A 13,398-nucleotide genomic window follows, 5' to 3' on the forward strand; every position below is an offset into this window, starting at 1 on the left:
GACAACGTGTCGTTCACGGTCGAGCTGATCGCGCCGATCGCGATGGAAGAAAAGCTCCGCTTCGCCATCCGCGAAGGCGGCCGCACCGTCGGCGCAGGCGTCGTCTCGAAAATCATCGAGTAATCGCTCGGTCACAACAAACGGTTCGACGTGGGGGCGGGCACACCCGCCTCCACCTCTCAACGAAAGGATAAGCACATGGCCATCGCCAGCCAGAACATCCGTATCAGGCTCAAGGCCTTCGATTACCGCGTGCTCGATGCGTCGACGCAGGAAATCGTGAACACCGCGAAGCGGACCGGCGCACAGGTGCGCGGCCCGATTCCGATGCCGAACAAGATCGAGAAATTCACGGTTCTCCGTGGTCCGCACATCGACAAGAAGTCGCGTGACCAGTTCGAGATCCGCACGCACAAGCGTCTTCTCGACATCATCGACCCGACGCCGCAGACCGTGGACGCGCTGATGAAGCTCGACCTCGCCGCCGGCGTCGACGTCCAGATCTCGGTTTAAGGAGGGCTCCCCATGTTGCGCTCCGGCGTTATCGCAAAGAAGGTGGGCATGACCCGCCTGTTCATGGAGGACGGGAAGCAGATTCCTGTGACCGTTCTTCAACTCGACAAGCTTCAGGTGGTCGCTCAGCGCACCGCCGAGAAGGATGGCTATTCCGCCGTTCAGCTCGGTGCGGGTACTGCCAAGGCCAAGCGGACGAGCCAGGCCATGCGCGGCCATTTCTCGGCTGCCAAGGTCGAGCCCAAGCGCAAGATCGCGGAATTCCGGGTCGATCCGGAAAACCTGATCGGCGTGGGCGAAGAGATCACCGCGAACCACTACTTCGAAGGCCAGTTCGTGGACGTCACCGGCGTCTCGATCGGTAAGGGCTTCCAGGGTGCGATGAAGCGGCACAACTTCGGCGGCCTCCGGGCGTCGCACGGCGTGTCGATCAGCCACCGCTCGCACGGCTCGACCGGTCAGTGTCAGGACCCCGGCCGCGTCTTCAAGGGCAAGAAGATGGCCGGTCACATGGGCGCCGCCCGCGTGACCACGCAGAACCTGCAGGTTGTCCGTACGGACGCCGACCGTGGCCTGATCATGGTCAAGGGCGCCGTTCCGGGCTCGAAGGGTGGCTGGGTCACTCTGAAGGATGCCGTCAAGAAGCCGGTTCCGGAGAACGTCATTCTCCCCGCCGCGCTGAAGTCGGCTGCCGAAGAGGCCGAGCGTCTGGCTGCTGAGGCCGCCGCCGCTGCGGAAGCCGAAGCCAAGGCCGCCGAAGAGGCGCGTCTGGCCGAGGAAGCCGCCGCACAGGAAGCTGCTCTGAAGGAAGCCGAAGAGCAGATCGCTGAAGAAGGTTCCGACGCCGATAACTCGGATGTCGAAAAGAAGGACGGTGAGGAATGAAACTCGACGTGATCAAACTGGACGGCGGGAAGGCCGGATCGGTCGATCTGGGCGACGAGATCTTCGGTCTCGAACCCCGCGCCGACATCCTTCACCGTGTCGTCCGCTGGCAGCGTAACAACGCCCAGCAAGGCACCCACAAGGTCAAGACGCGGTCGGAGACCAGCTACTCGACCAAGAAGATCTATCGCCAGAAGGGCACCGGCGGCGCACGTCACGGTGACCGGAACGCGCCGATCTTCCGCAAGGGCGGCATCTACAAGGGCCCGACGCCGCGGAGCCATGGTCACGAGCTGACCAAGAAGTTCCGCAAGCTCGGCCTGAAGCATGCCCTGTCGTCGAAAGCGGCCACCGGCAGCCTCGTCATCATCGACGAAGCCGTCGCGAAGGACGCCAAGACGAGCGCGTTGGCCAAGCAGGTCAAGGACCTCGGCTGGAAGCGTGCGCTGGTCATCGACGGGGCGCAGGTGGACGAGGGCTTTGCCCGCGCCGCACGCAACCTCGACGGGATCGACGTGCTGCCGTCCATGGGCGCGAATGTCTATGACATCCTGAAGAGTGACACGCTGGTGATCACGAAGGCGGGTGTCGAAGCACTGGAGGCTCGTCTGAAATGAGCGCGAAAGCAGAACACTACGACGTGATCCGCAAGCCGATCATCACCGAAAAGTCGACCATGGCGTCCGAGAATGGCGCGGTTGTCTTCGAGGTGGCGATGGACGCCAACAAGCCGGCGATCAAGGAAGCGGTTGAAGGCCTGTTCGGTGTCAAGGTGAAGGCGGTCAACACCACCATCACCAAGGGCAAGACCAAGCGCTTCCGCGGCCAGATGGGCAAGCGGAAAGACGTCAAGAAAGCCTATGTGACGCTCGAAGAGGGCAACACGATCGACGTGACCACGGGTCTCTGACCCTGATCGCTTGACAAGAACGGTATGGCGGGGTTTACCCCGCCATCCTTATTCGGAACGGGACTCAAGTCCCAAAGCAAACGGAAGACAGAAAGCATGGCACTCAAGTCGTACAAGCCGACGACGCCGGGCCAGCGCGGGCTGGTGCTGATCGACCGTTCGGAGCTTTGGAAAGGTCGCCCGGTCAAGAGCCTCACAGAGGGTCTGACCAAGAAGGCGGGCCGGAACAACACCGGACGGATCACCCTGCGTCGTCGCGGCGGTGGCGCGAAGCGTCTCTATCGTATCGTTGATTTCAAGCGGACCAAGCACGACGTCGAGGCGACGGTCATTCGGATCGAATACGACCCGAACCGGACCGCCTTCATCGCGTTGATTCAGTATCACGATGGTGAACAGGCCTATATCCTTGCCCCGCAGCGTCTGGCTGTCGGTGACAAGGTCGTCTCGGGCGAGAAGGTCGACGTCAAGCCGGGCAACGCGATGCCGTTCCAGGGCATGCCCATCGGCACGATCGTCCACAACATCGAGATGAAGCCGGGCAAGGGCGGTCAGATCGCACGCGCCGCGGGCACCTATGCCCAGTTCGTCGGCCGCGACGGTGGCTACGCTCAGATTCGCCTGTCCTCGGGCGAACTGCGCATGGTCCGCCAGGAATGCATGGCCACGGTTGGCGCGGTATCCAACCCCGACAACTCGAACCAGGACTTCGGCAAGGCCGGCCGCATGCGCCACAAGGGCAAGCGTCCGTCCGTTCGCGGTGTCGCGATGAACCCGATCGACCACCCGCACGGTGGTGGTGAAGGCCGTACCTCGGGTGGCCGTACGCCGGTCACGCCCTGGGGTAAGGACACCAAGGGTCGCCGTACCCGCAACAAGAACAAGGCGTCGCAGAAGCTGATCATCCGCTCGCGTCACGCCAAGAAGAAGGGCCGGTAAACATGAGCCGTTCAGTTTGGAAGGGCCCCTTCGTCGACAGCTATGTCCTGAAGAAGGCCGAGAAATCCCGCGAGTCGGGCCGCAACGAGGTCATCAAGATCTGGTCGCGCCGCTCGACCATCCTGCCCCAGTTCGTGGGGCTGACCTTCGGCGTCTACAACGGCCAGAAGCATATCCCGGTCAACGTGACCGAGGACATGATCGGCCAGAAGTTCGGTGAGTACTCGCCGACGCGGACCTATTACGGTCACGCCGCCGACAAGAAAGCGAAGAGGAAGTAAGTCATGGGCAAGGAAAAGAATCCGCGCCGCGTGGCGGACAACGAGGCGATGGCAAAGACGCGCATGCTGCGCACCTCGCCTCAGAAACTTAACCTGGTTGCGGCGCTGATCCGTGGCAAGAAGGTCGAAAAGGCTCTGGCCGATCTGACCTTCTCCAAGAAGCGGATCGCGGCAGATGTGAAGAAGTGTCTTCAGTCGGCCATCGCCAACGCCGAAAACAACCACAACCTTGATGTGGACGAGCTGGTCGTCGCCGAAGCCTATGTCGGCAAGAACCTGACGATGAAGCGCGGTCGCCCGCGTGCCCGTGGCCGTTATGGCCGCATCGTCAAGCCGTTCTCGGAACTGACGATCAAGGTCCGCCAAGTCGAGGAGCAAGCATAATGGGTCACAAGGTCAATCCCGTCGGCATGCGCCTCCAGGTCAACCGCACCTGGGATAGCCGCTGGTACGCCGACACCAAGGATTACGGTGATCTTCTGCTCGAAGACATCAAGATCCGTGAGTTCATCAAGGAAGAGTGCAAGCAGGCCGGCGTCAGCCGCGTCATCATCGAACGTCCGCACCGCAAGTGCCGCGTGACGATCCACACGGCCCGTCCGGGTGTGATCATCGGCAAGAAGGGCGCTGACATCGAAGGTCTGCGCCGCAAGCTCGCCGCGATGACCGACAGCGAACTGCACCTCAACATCGTCGAGGTCCGCAAGCCCGAGCTTGATGCTCAGCTTGTCGCTGAATCGATCGCGCAGCAGCTCGAGCGCCGCGTGTCGTTCCGCCGTGCGATGAAGCGCGCGGTTCAGAACGCCATGCGCATGGGTGCTCTCGGCATCCGCGTCAACGTCGCCGGCCGTCTGGGCGGTGCCGAGATCGCGCGGACCGAGTGGTATCGTGAGGGCCGGGTGCCGCTGCACACGCTCCGCGCCGATATCGACTACGCACTCGCCGAAGCCATGACGCCCTACGGCATCATCGGGATCAAGGTCTGGATCTTCAAAGGCGAGATCATGGACCACGACCCGTCGGCCCGTGACAAGCGTCAGCAGGAGCTTCAGGAAGGTCCCGCGCCCCGTGGCGCCGGCGGCCGTCGCTAAGGAGAGGAATGAGAGATGCTGCAGCCAAAGCGCACCAAATTCCGCAAGATGCACAAGGGCCGCATCCGCGGTGAAGCCAAGGGCGGTTCGGATCTGAACTTCGGCACCTACGGCCTCAAGGCGGTCGAGCCCGAGCGCGTCACCGCGCGTCAGATCGAAGCCGCACGTCGTGCCATGACGCGTCACATGAAGCGTCAGGGCCGCGTCTGGATCCGTATCTTCCCCGACACCCCGATTTCGGCCAAGCCGATCGAGGTCCGGATGGGTAAGGGTAAGGGTTCGGTCGACCGCTGGGCCTGCAAGGTCAAGCCGGGCCGTATCATGTTCGAGATCGACGGCGTCGGCGACGCGGTCGCCCGCGAGGCGCTCCGCCTCGCCGCGATGAAGCTTCCGGTCAAGACCCGCACCGTGATGCGCGAAGACTGGTAAGACGCGGCCGCTTCTGAACCCAGTTTGCCATATCATTGAAAGGCGCGGTTTATTCCGCGCCTTTTCGTTTTTGGGCCGGGTATGTGCCGCGTTCGCGCAGCTTGCCAAGCAGTGCCTCAATCTCGCGATGACTGCGAAGGACAAGGACAGGCAAGTCGTTGCAATACTGCTCAATCGCGGCCAATAGGCGGGGCGATTGCTTGCGTTCAAAGGTCCAGATCCAGCGCAGGAACTCGAAATCGGGAATCTGTTCGGGGCAGCCATCGGCCATGTCCGGGCGCACGCGGCCATAGCCTTTTGCAACCCGTCTGGCGACACCCCAAAGGGCCCTATGGCGGGGGACGCGAAGCCAGATTAGAAGATCGCTTCGGGGCAGGCGGGTGCGCATGAGTCCGATGGTCGTGCCGTCGATGACCCACCGGTTTTCGGCAACGAAAGCGTCATGAAGCGCCCTCTGTTCGGCGCGGTCGCGCATGGTCCAGCCGGGCAGCCAAAGCATATCACGATCAAGTGAGACATACTTCAGATCAAGTTGCCGGGCCAGCTCTTGCGAGAACGTCGACTTCCCTGCTCCCGAGATACCCACTACTGAAACGCGGCTGGCACCGGAGAGGATCGGCGTGGCATCGTCGATCGAGATGAAACGTGGCATGACGTGGTGGTTCTTGCACTTGGGGGAGGCAGGTGGATGGGTTATAGGCCGGCACCGACAAAATTGGAATCCGCCATGCCCAAGATCACCAACCTCTTTGCCACCCCCCTCTACCACGCGCGCCTCTCGGATCACGGCCCCGCCGTTGATGCGGACGAGCTCGCCGCGTCCTGCTATTCCATCGCCGAGGATGATGAGGCGGGGCAGGAGTGGTGCGAGGCCGAGGGGTATCCGGGCTACACGTCCTATGCCTCGCTCAGTGATCTGCCCTGGCGTTTTCCGATCTTCGAAGCGGTCAAGAAGGCGCTCGACAAACATGTGGCTGCCTTCGCGAAAGAACTCGCCTTCGATCTGGGCGAGGGCAAGCTGGTTCTGGAAGACCTCTGGATCAACATCCTGCCCGAAGGCGGCATTCACACCGCGCATATCCACCCACACTCGGTGATCTCGGGCACCACCTATGTCGTCATGCCGGACGGCACGAGCGCGATCAAGTTCGAGGACCCGCGTCTTCAGATGATGATGGCGGCACCGACACGGACAAAGGACGCGCCCGAGTATCTGAAGCAGTTCGTTTACGTGGCCCCGGCGGTGGGTGATGTCCTGCTCTGGGAAAGCTGGCTTCGCCACGAAGTGCCGATGAACATGGCCGAGGACGAGCGCATAAGCGTCAGCTTCAATTACAAGTGGGAAAGCTGAGCCAACGCGGATAACGTCCCGGCATGACCGACCCCTTCCGGCATCACCCAGAACTCCGCGGCCAAATCACGCCGGCCGAAGATTCGTGGTTTCGGAATTTCACTCTCGAATGGCTTCTCGGCGTCTATCAGGAGAACGGTCGCGACCCGGGCGAGTTCTACGACAACGAGGCGAGAGAAGCGCTCCGCCGCGAGATGCTGCGCAATGCGCCGCCGGGTGACCTTTGGGTTTTCGGCTATGGCTCGCTGATGTGGGACCCTGCCTTTCATTTTTCCGAGGTCCGGCGCGCCCGTATCGAAGGTTACGAGCGTCGGTTCATTCTGGTCGAGGATATGGCACGCGGTTCGGAAGACCGTCCCGGCGTAATGGCGGCATTGGACGAGGGGCAGGGGTGCAATGGCCTGATCTTTCGGATTCCCGAACACCTGATCGAGCGGGAGACCGAGATCCTCTGCCGACGCGAACTGGTCGGGCCGGCCTATATCCCGCTATTCCACCCGGCCGAAACCGATCTTGGCACCGAGACGACCCTGATTCTGGTGGCCGATCATACAGCCGAGGTCATTCAACAGGACCTGACGCGCGAGAAACAGGTCGAATACCTGGCGACGGGCGAGGGGCTGATCGGAACAAGCGCGGACTACCTTCGGAACATCGTCCAGAAGTCCCGCCAGCTTGGCATCGACGATCCAGAGACCGAGGCGCTCTTGCGCGATGTCGAGGCGCGGATCGCCCAAAACAAGATGGACTCGAGTAACGAGGCAAGGCTTCCCAATTGACCGAATACTCCCGCTCTGCGACCGACCGTCAGGTCAGCCGTTTTTCTCCAATAGTGTTTCTTGCGGCTCTTTTCACTCTTGTATCCGGCTTCGTCTTTGCTCGGTTCACCGTCGACGACGCCTACATTTCGTGGCGCTACGGCAAGAATTTGGTCGATGCCGGTATCTGGGGATACAATCCGTCGAGCTTCGATCTGACGCAGGCCTACACGAACCCCGTCTACGCGGCGCTATCCATTGTGCCGGCGGCGTTGGGTCTTGATATGGTCGTGTTTTTCAAGCTCGTGTCGCTTGCCATTCTCTGCCTGTCCACTTGGTTGTTCATGCGGCTTTCCGGACGAGCGATAGTCATGTTCGCGGCGATCCTGTGCTTGACCGCCGTCCCGACGACGATGGTGCACCTCTTTTCGGGGCTCGAAACCTATCTTTTCGTGGTCACGTTGGCCCTGCTTCTGATTTGTCTGGATCAGCGCCGTTTTCTTGCCGCCGGCGTCTGCGTTGCGGTGTTGATTGCCTGCCGTCCCGAGGCTTGGACGCTGCTGGGGCTGTTCCCGGCCTTCGTGGTTGCCTCGCTTCTTCCCACACCATTCCGGGACGACGCGGCCGGGCATTGGTGGAGAGAGAAGCGGACACTGCTTGCCGTGTCCGTCCTGCTGCCGATCCTCCTGTTTGCGGCGATCATGCTCTGGCACCGAAGCTATTTCGGGTATGTCCTACCGAATACGTTCTACGTCAAATCCGCGGGCGAGGGCTCGCTGATCGTGACATTGTATTGTGTGGTCTTGCTGGTGCCGCTGGCATTGCCGCTGTTGCTCGGACGGTGGAGGGCCACGCTTTTCGCCATCGCCTTCTTCCTGCCTGTCGTGGTCGTCTATTCTGCGTCGAAACTGACCATGAACTATGTGGATCGGTTCGGCTTTCACATTTTCGGATCGGTCTACCTTTTCGCCGCCTACGCGCTTGCCCGCTACGGCAAGAGCGGCGAGAGCCCGTTGACTTCGATTTCCCTGCCAGTCTGGATGCGGACTTATCCGCGGATCCTGTTCGCCGTGATCTGCGTGCTCTACGCGGGCGCATCGGTCCGATGGAACGAGGTCATGCATATCGCCACCTACACGCCGCGCATATCTTTCGCGCATGGTGCGCTTGGTCAGGAGCTCGCCGAACAGGCAGCCGGTCTGGAAAGCAAGCCCACGATCCTGGTGGGCGATGCGGGGATCGTGGCCTACAGAAGCGGACTGGTGGCCCTCGACAATATCGGTCTTGGCAGCGCTCTTGTCGCCCATCAGGGGGTGACGCCCGAGATCCTCGACGCCTACGCGCCCGAACTCGTTGCCCTTCACATGCACCCCGTGCTCGGCGTTTGGCCGGATTACGGCAGCGACGTTATTCAGGACTGGATGGAATTATCGGGTCACGAGGAAATCTGCGACATGCGGCTCAGCCCGGTTGCGGGGCTGCGTCTGTACTTGCGCGAGAACGGCCCATTGGATGTGGGCAGGATAGCGGCCATCTGCGAGACGTCGGTCGAACGCAATCTGCAGTGGAAATACGATTTCGCACGCGATCACCTGTCTGACCCGCCGTGGCGCTACTGGGTCGAATGACGTCCCCGGAAGACCGACATGGCACCTGCGGCGATTGTCTGAAGAAATAGGGTTGCCACGCAGGGAAGTACCCCCTATACGGCGCCTTCATTCACCTACTCCACCGGATTCGAGGTGACCCTTTGGGGGCCTTCCGGTGATTGTTGAAAGGAAGAACGGGCATGAGTGCTCAGGAACTGCGTGACAAGACGCCGGATCAGCTTCGTGACGAGCTGACCACCCTCAAGAAGGAGGCCTTCAACCTCCGCTTCCAGCAGGCTACCGGCCAGCTTGAGAACACCGCACGTATGCGCACGGTACGCCGTGACATCGCACGTGTGAAAACCATTCTGAACGAAAAGGCCGCTGGCGCGGCAGCGGAGGCGTAATCGATGCCCAAGCGTATACTTCAAGGCACCGTCACCAGCGCCCAGACCGTCACCGTCTCGGTCGAGCGCCGCTTTACGCATCCGGTCCTCAAGAAAACCATTCGTAAGTCCAAGAAATACCGGGCTCACGATCCGCAAGACACCTTCAAGGTGGGTGACGTCGTCCGCATTCAGGAATGCGCGCCGATCTCGAAGACGAAACGCTGGGAGGTGATCGCCGAATAAGGCGGTCGCTTCTCCAGTTTTAGCGAAACCCTGGGGCCAATGACTGCAAAGCGGTCCCAAAGGTCGGGAGAAACCAAATGATCCAGATGCAGACCAATCTGGATGTTGCTGACAATTCCGGTGCTCGCCGGGTTCAGTGCATCAAGGTTCTGGGTGGTTCCAAGCGTAAATACGCATCCGTGGGCGACATCATCGTCGTCTCGGTCAAGGAAGCCATCCCGCGCGGTCGCGTGAAGAAGGGCGACGTCCGTAAGGCCGTCGTCGTGCGCACCGCCAAGGAAGTCCGCCGTGAAGACGGCACCGCGATCCGCTTCGACCGGAACGCCGCCGTGATCCTCAACAACAACAACGAGCCGATCGGTACGCGTATCTTCGGACCGGTTGTTCGCGAGCTTCGCGCCAAGAACTTCATGAAGATCATCTCGCTCGCCCCGGAGGTGCTGTAAGATGGCCGCTAAACTGAAAAAAGGCGACAAGGTCGTCGTTCTCGCCGGTAAGGACAAGGGCAAGCAGGGTGAAATCACCCAGGTTATGCCCAAGGACGGCAAGGCTGTCGTCGATGGCGTGAACATGGCCATCCGTCACACCAAGCAGAGCCAGAACAGCCAGGGCGGCCGCATCCCGAAAGCGATGCCGATCGACCTGTCGAACCTGGCCCTTCTCGATGCCAACGGCAAAGCGACCCGCGTAGGCTTCCGCATGGAAGACGGCGCGAAGGTTCGTTTCGCCAAGACCACGGGGGACGCGATCTGATGCTTGACGCCGCTACCTACACCCCGCGCCTGAAGGCCGCTTACAAGGACAGCATCCGTGCTGCCATGAAAGAGGAATTCGGCTACAAGAACGACATGATGATCCCGCGCCTGGACAAGATTGTCCTGAATATCGGCGCCGGTGCCGAGGCCGTTAAGGACTCGAAGAAGGCGAAGTCGGCTCAGGAAGACCTGACCGCCATCGCCGGTCAGCAGGCCGTCATCACCAAGGCCAAGAAGTCGATCGCCGGCTTCCGCGTCCGTGAAGACATGCCGCTCGGCGCCAAGGTCACCCTTCGTGGCGACCGGATGTACGAATTTCTGGACCGCCTCATCACCATCGCGCTGCCCCGCGTCCGCGACTTCCGCGGCGTCAAGGGCACGGCTTTCGACGGCCGTGGCAACTATGCGATGGGTATGAAGGAGCACATCGTGTTCCCCGAGATCAACTTCGACAAGGTCGACGAGGTCTGGGGCATGGACATCATCATCTGCACGACCGCTCAGACGGATGCGGAAGCCAAGGCGCTGTTGAAGCATTTCAACATGCCGTTCAACAGCTGAGCCTCGGGAGAAAACGACATGGCTAAAAAAGCAATGATCGAACGCGAGAAGAAGCGTCAGAAGCTGGTGGATCAGTATGCCGCCAAGCGCGCTGCGCTCAAGGAAATCGCGAATGATGAATCGAAGCCGATGGAAGAGCGCTTCAAGGCCCGGCTCAAGCTTGCCAAGCTGCCGCGCAACAGCTCGCCCACCCGTCTTCACAACCGTTGCCAGCTGACGGGGCGTCCCCACGCCTATTACCGCAAGCTGAAAATGTCGCGGATCGCGCTTCGGGAACTCGGCTCTGCCGGTCAGGTCCCGGGCATGGTCAAGTCGAGCTGGTAAGGAGGGTATGAGATGAACGATCCTCTCGGTGATATGCTGACCCGCATCCGGAATGCCCAGATGCGCGGCAAGTCCACCACGGTCACGCCGGCTTCGAAGCTCCGCAAGTGGGTTCTCGAAGTGCTGGCCGACGAAGGCTATATCCGCGGCTTCGAAGAAACCACGGACAAGAATGGCCACCCGGCCATCGAAATCAGCCTGAAATACTACGAAGGCACGCCGGTCATCCGCGAACTCAAGCGGGTCTCCAAGCCGGGCCGCCGCGTCTATATGGGCGTGAGCGACCTGCCGTCGGTCCGTCAGGGCCTGGGTGTTTCGATCGTGTCGACGCCGAAGGGTGTCATGTCGGATGCAGCAGCGCGTTCCGCCAATGTCGGCGGCGAAGTGCTCTGCACGGTCTTCTAAGGAGGGATGGATGTCTCGGATTGGTAAGAAACCGGTCGAGCTGCCGTCGGGCGTGGAAGCGTCTGTCTCCGGCCAGACCGTCACCGTCAAAGGCCCGAAGGGCAGCCGCGAATTCACCGCGACCGACGATGTCTCCATCGTCGTCGAGGGCAACGTGGTCACCATCGAGCCGCGCGGCAAGTCGAAGCGCGCGCGCCAGCAGTGGGGCATGAGCCGCACCATGGTCGCGAACCTGGTCTCCGGTGTTACCGATGGTTTCAAGAAAGAGCTTGAACTGTCGGGCGTCGGTTATCGTGCGCAGGCTCAGGGCAACAAGCTGACTCTGAACCTGGGTTACAGCCACGACGTCATCTTCGACGTGCCGGAGGGGGTCACCGTGACCACCCCGAAGCAGACCGAAGTCATCGTCGAGGGCATCGACCAGCAACTCGTCGGCCAGGTCGCGGCCAACATCCGCGAATGGCGTGCTCCCGAGCCCTACAAGGGCAAGGGGATCAAGTACAAAGGCGAATATATCTTCCGCAAGGAAGGTAAGAAGAAGTAAGGACCGGACATATGGCACTTTCCAAAAGAGAGCTGTTCCAGAAGCGCCGTCTGCGCGTCCGGAACAAACTTCGCAGCGTCAACAACGGCAAGCCCCGCCTGTCGGTGCACCGCTCGTCGAAGAACATCAGCGTTCAGCTGATCGACGACGTGGCCGGCACGACGCTGGCCTCGGCCTCGTCGCTCGAAAAGGACCTCGGCGTCGTCGGCAAGAACAACGTCGAAGCCGCAGCCAAGGTGGGCGCCGCGATTGCGGAGCGCGCCAAGAAGGCGGGCATCGAAGAGGCCTATTTCGACCGTGGCGGCTTTTTGTTCCACGGCAAGGTCAAGGCACTGGCCGACGCAGCGCGCGAAGGCGGGCTGAAACTCTAAGCGTGGGCGGCCCCCAGGGGCCGCTCCGATGACCCGGGAGCGCTGACGCTCACCTGGGTTGGACACCACGGGCGACCGCCCAGACTGAACAGGAGGCCACATGGCCAGAGAACCGCAACAAAGAGGTAATCGCCGCGACCGCGACGAAACGCCTGAATTCGCTGACCGTCTGGTCGCCATCAACCGGGTCTCCAAGACCACGAAGGGCGGCAAGAACTTCGGCTTCGCCGCGCTTGTCGTCGTCGGTGACCAGAAGGGGCGCGTCGGCTTCGGCAAGGGTAAGGCCAAAGAGGTGCCCGAGGCGATCCGCAAGGCAACCGAACAGGCCAAGCGCCAGATGATCCGCGTGCCGCTCCGCGAGGGCCGGACCCTGCACCACGACATCGAGGGCCGTCATGGCGCCGGTCGTATCGTGATGCGCACCGCTCCGACCGGTACCGGTATCATCGCGGGTGGTCCGATGCGTGCCGTGTTCGAAATGCTGGGCGTTCAGGACGTCGTCGCCAAGTCGCTCGGCAGCCAGAACCCCTACAACATGATCCGGGCAACCATCGACGGTCTTCAGAAGCAGGCATCGCCCCGTTCGGTCGCGCAGCGTCGCGGCAAGAAGGTCGCCGACATCCTGCCCAAGCGTGAAGATGCGCCGGATTCGTCGGCCCAAGTCGCTGAGGAGGCCTGATCATGGCGAAAACCATCGTAGTCAAACAGATCGGTTCCCCGATCCGCCGCCCGGCCATCCAGCGTCAGACGCTGATCGGCCTTGGCCTGAACAAGATGCACAAGACGCGCGAGCTGGAAGACACGCCCGCCGTCCGTGGCATGGTCAACAAGATCCCGCACCTCGTCGAGATCATCGAAGAGCGCGGCTGACCCCGGTACGGGGCCGGTCCGGCTCCGCTCTAAGGTTCGAAGGTACAGGAAACGCCCCGGCAGGAATGCCGGGGCGTTTCACGTTTCAGGCTGGGAATTTTTCAACCAGATGATTTTGTTGCGACAATTTCACATATCATGATAGATATGTGAGGCGAGGTTATCGCATGCGCGCGAACGAAGACCGGCG

25 protein-coding genes are annotated in these 13,398 nt (G+C 61.4%); 24 read left to right on the forward strand and 1 reads right to left on the reverse strand.

Annotated features, from left to right (window positions below; translation table 11 throughout):
* From GQ651_RS00005 to rplP, 10 genes are all read left to right on the forward strand, one after another.
* Positions 1-123 (forward strand): EF-Tu C-terminal domain-related protein (locus GQ651_RS00005; protein ID WP_455025969.1); only part of this gene is annotated, 123 nt, incomplete at its 5' end.
* An 81-nt stretch (positions 124-204) separates the two neighbouring features.
* Entirely contained in the window at positions 205-513 is a 309-nt protein-coding gene (gene rpsJ, locus GQ651_RS00010; protein ID WP_160763888.1) for a 30S ribosomal protein S10, read from the forward strand.
* Between the two features lie 12 nt (positions 514-525).
* Positions 526-1,398: a 50S ribosomal protein L3 gene (gene rplC / locus GQ651_RS00015; RefSeq protein WP_160762177.1), complete on the forward strand. Its 873-nt coding sequence runs from the start codon at positions 526-528 to the stop codon at positions 1,396-1,398.
* Positions 1,395-2,015: a 50S ribosomal protein L4 gene (gene rplD, locus GQ651_RS00020; RefSeq protein ID WP_160762178.1), complete on the forward strand. Its 621-nt coding sequence runs from the start codon at positions 1,395-1,397 to the stop codon at positions 2,013-2,015. The genes rplC and rplD overlap by 4 nt, the downstream gene beginning before the upstream one ends.
* A complete protein-coding gene (locus tag GQ651_RS00025; protein ID WP_160762179.1) occupies positions 2,012-2,308 on the forward strand; it encodes a 50S ribosomal protein L23 in 297 nt (98 codons plus the stop codon). Before rplD ends, GQ651_RS00025 begins: the two co-directional genes overlap by 4 nt.
* A 96-nt stretch (positions 2,309-2,404) precedes the next feature.
* On the forward strand, positions 2,405-3,247 hold the full coding sequence (gene rplB, locus GQ651_RS00030) for a 50S ribosomal protein L2 (RefSeq protein WP_160762180.1): 843 nt from the start codon (positions 2,405-2,407) through the stop codon (positions 3,245-3,247).
* 2 nt (positions 3,248-3,249) lie between these two features.
* The gene (rpsS, locus tag GQ651_RS00035; RefSeq protein ID WP_007255217.1) at positions 3,250-3,528 is read left to right on the forward strand and encodes a 30S ribosomal protein S19; all 279 of its coding nucleotides are present in this window, start codon (positions 3,250-3,252) and stop codon (positions 3,526-3,528) included.
* Between the two features lie 3 nt (positions 3,529-3,531).
* Complete coding sequence (gene rplV, locus GQ651_RS00040) at positions 3,532-3,912, forward strand: 50S ribosomal protein L22 (protein ID WP_160762181.1); 381 nt, start codon at positions 3,532-3,534, stop codon at positions 3,910-3,912.
* Positions 3,912-4,619: a 30S ribosomal protein S3 gene (gene rpsC, locus GQ651_RS00045; RefSeq protein ID WP_160762182.1), complete on the forward strand. Its 708-nt coding sequence runs from the start codon at positions 3,912-3,914 to the stop codon at positions 4,617-4,619. The genes rplV and rpsC overlap by 1 nt, the downstream gene beginning before the upstream one ends.
* A 15-nt stretch (positions 4,620-4,634) precedes the next feature.
* Positions 4,635-5,048, forward strand: coding sequence for a 50S ribosomal protein L16 (gene rplP, locus GQ651_RS00050; RefSeq protein ID WP_160762183.1), 414 nt, complete (start codon positions 4,635-4,637; stop codon positions 5,046-5,048).
* A gap of 49 nt (positions 5,049-5,097) precedes the next feature.
* Here the strand turns inward: rplP and GQ651_RS00055 are convergent, their stop codons facing one another.
* A complete protein-coding gene (locus GQ651_RS00055; protein ID WP_160762184.1) occupies positions 5,098-5,700 on the reverse strand; it encodes a P-loop NTPase family protein in 603 nt (200 codons plus the stop codon).
* 75 nt (positions 5,701-5,775) lie between these two features.
* Here GQ651_RS00055 and GQ651_RS00060 point away from each other — a divergent pair, with 75 nt between their 5' ends.
* The 14 genes from GQ651_RS00060 to rpmD all read left to right on the forward strand — a co-directional run bounded on the left by GQ651_RS00060 (position 5,776) and on the right by rpmD (position 13,208).
* A complete protein-coding gene (locus tag GQ651_RS00060) occupies positions 5,776-6,399 on the forward strand; it encodes a TIGR02466 family protein (RefSeq protein ID WP_160762185.1) in 624 nt (207 codons plus the stop codon).
* A 23-nt stretch (positions 6,400-6,422) separates the two neighbouring features.
* A complete protein-coding gene (locus GQ651_RS00065; RefSeq protein WP_160762186.1) occupies positions 6,423-7,178 on the forward strand; it encodes a gamma-glutamylcyclotransferase in 756 nt (251 codons plus the stop codon).
* Positions 7,175-8,785, forward strand: coding sequence for a hypothetical protein (locus tag GQ651_RS00070; RefSeq protein WP_160762187.1), 1,611 nt, complete (start codon positions 7,175-7,177; stop codon positions 8,783-8,785). Before GQ651_RS00065 ends, GQ651_RS00070 begins: the two co-directional genes overlap by 4 nt.
* Before the next feature lie 161 nt (positions 8,786-8,946).
* Positions 8,947-9,153, forward strand: coding sequence for a 50S ribosomal protein L29 (gene rpmC / locus GQ651_RS00075; protein ID WP_160762188.1), 207 nt, complete (start codon positions 8,947-8,949; stop codon positions 9,151-9,153).
* Positions 9,154-9,156: 3 nt separating this feature from the next.
* Positions 9,157-9,378, forward strand: a complete 222-nt coding sequence (rpsQ, locus tag GQ651_RS00080) for a 30S ribosomal protein S17 (RefSeq protein WP_160762189.1) — start codon at positions 9,157-9,159, stop codon at positions 9,376-9,378.
* A 77-nt stretch (positions 9,379-9,455) separates the two neighbouring features.
* Positions 9,456-9,824 (forward strand): 50S ribosomal protein L14, encoded by a 369-nt coding sequence (gene rplN / locus GQ651_RS00085; RefSeq protein WP_011567679.1) that lies wholly within the window; start codon positions 9,456-9,458, stop codon positions 9,822-9,824.
* A gap of 1 nt (position 9,825) precedes the next feature.
* Positions 9,826-10,131 carry a 50S ribosomal protein L24 gene (rplX, locus tag GQ651_RS00090; protein WP_160762190.1) on the forward strand — a complete coding sequence of 102 codons (306 nt, stop codon included), beginning with the start codon at positions 9,826-9,828 and terminating at the stop codon, positions 10,129-10,131.
* Positions 10,131-10,694, forward strand: coding sequence for a 50S ribosomal protein L5 (gene rplE, locus GQ651_RS00095; protein WP_160762191.1), 564 nt, complete (start codon positions 10,131-10,133; stop codon positions 10,692-10,694). The genes rplX and rplE overlap by 1 nt, the downstream gene beginning before the upstream one ends.
* A gap of 18 nt (positions 10,695-10,712) precedes the next feature.
* Positions 10,713-11,018 (forward strand): 30S ribosomal protein S14, encoded by a 306-nt coding sequence (gene rpsN / locus GQ651_RS00100; RefSeq protein WP_160762192.1) that lies wholly within the window; start codon positions 10,713-10,715, stop codon positions 11,016-11,018.
* A 12-nt stretch (positions 11,019-11,030) separates the two neighbouring features.
* Positions 11,031-11,423, forward strand: a complete 393-nt coding sequence (gene rpsH / locus GQ651_RS00105) for a 30S ribosomal protein S8 (RefSeq protein WP_160762193.1) — start codon at positions 11,031-11,033, stop codon at positions 11,421-11,423.
* A gap of 10 nt (positions 11,424-11,433) precedes the next feature.
* On the forward strand, positions 11,434-11,967 hold the full coding sequence (gene rplF, locus GQ651_RS00110; protein WP_160762194.1) for a 50S ribosomal protein L6: 534 nt from the start codon (positions 11,434-11,436) through the stop codon (positions 11,965-11,967).
* 11 nt (positions 11,968-11,978) lie between these two features.
* The gene (gene rplR / locus GQ651_RS00115; protein ID WP_160762195.1) at positions 11,979-12,338 is read left to right on the forward strand and encodes a 50S ribosomal protein L18; all 360 of its coding nucleotides are present in this window, start codon (positions 11,979-11,981) and stop codon (positions 12,336-12,338) included.
* Positions 12,339-12,438: 100 nt separating this feature from the next.
* Positions 12,439-13,017, forward strand: a complete 579-nt coding sequence (gene rpsE / locus GQ651_RS00120; RefSeq protein WP_160762196.1) for a 30S ribosomal protein S5 — start codon at positions 12,439-12,441, stop codon at positions 13,015-13,017.
* A 2-nt stretch (positions 13,018-13,019) separates the two neighbouring features.
* A complete protein-coding gene (gene rpmD, locus GQ651_RS00125) occupies positions 13,020-13,208 on the forward strand; it encodes a 50S ribosomal protein L30 (RefSeq protein WP_160762197.1) in 189 nt (62 codons plus the stop codon).
* Positions 13,209-13,398 lie beyond the last annotated feature (190 nt).

This window comes from Kangsaoukella pontilimi, assembly GCF_009830125.1.
GTDB lineage: Bacteria > Pseudomonadota > Alphaproteobacteria > Rhodobacterales > Rhodobacteraceae > Kangsaoukella > Kangsaoukella pontilimi.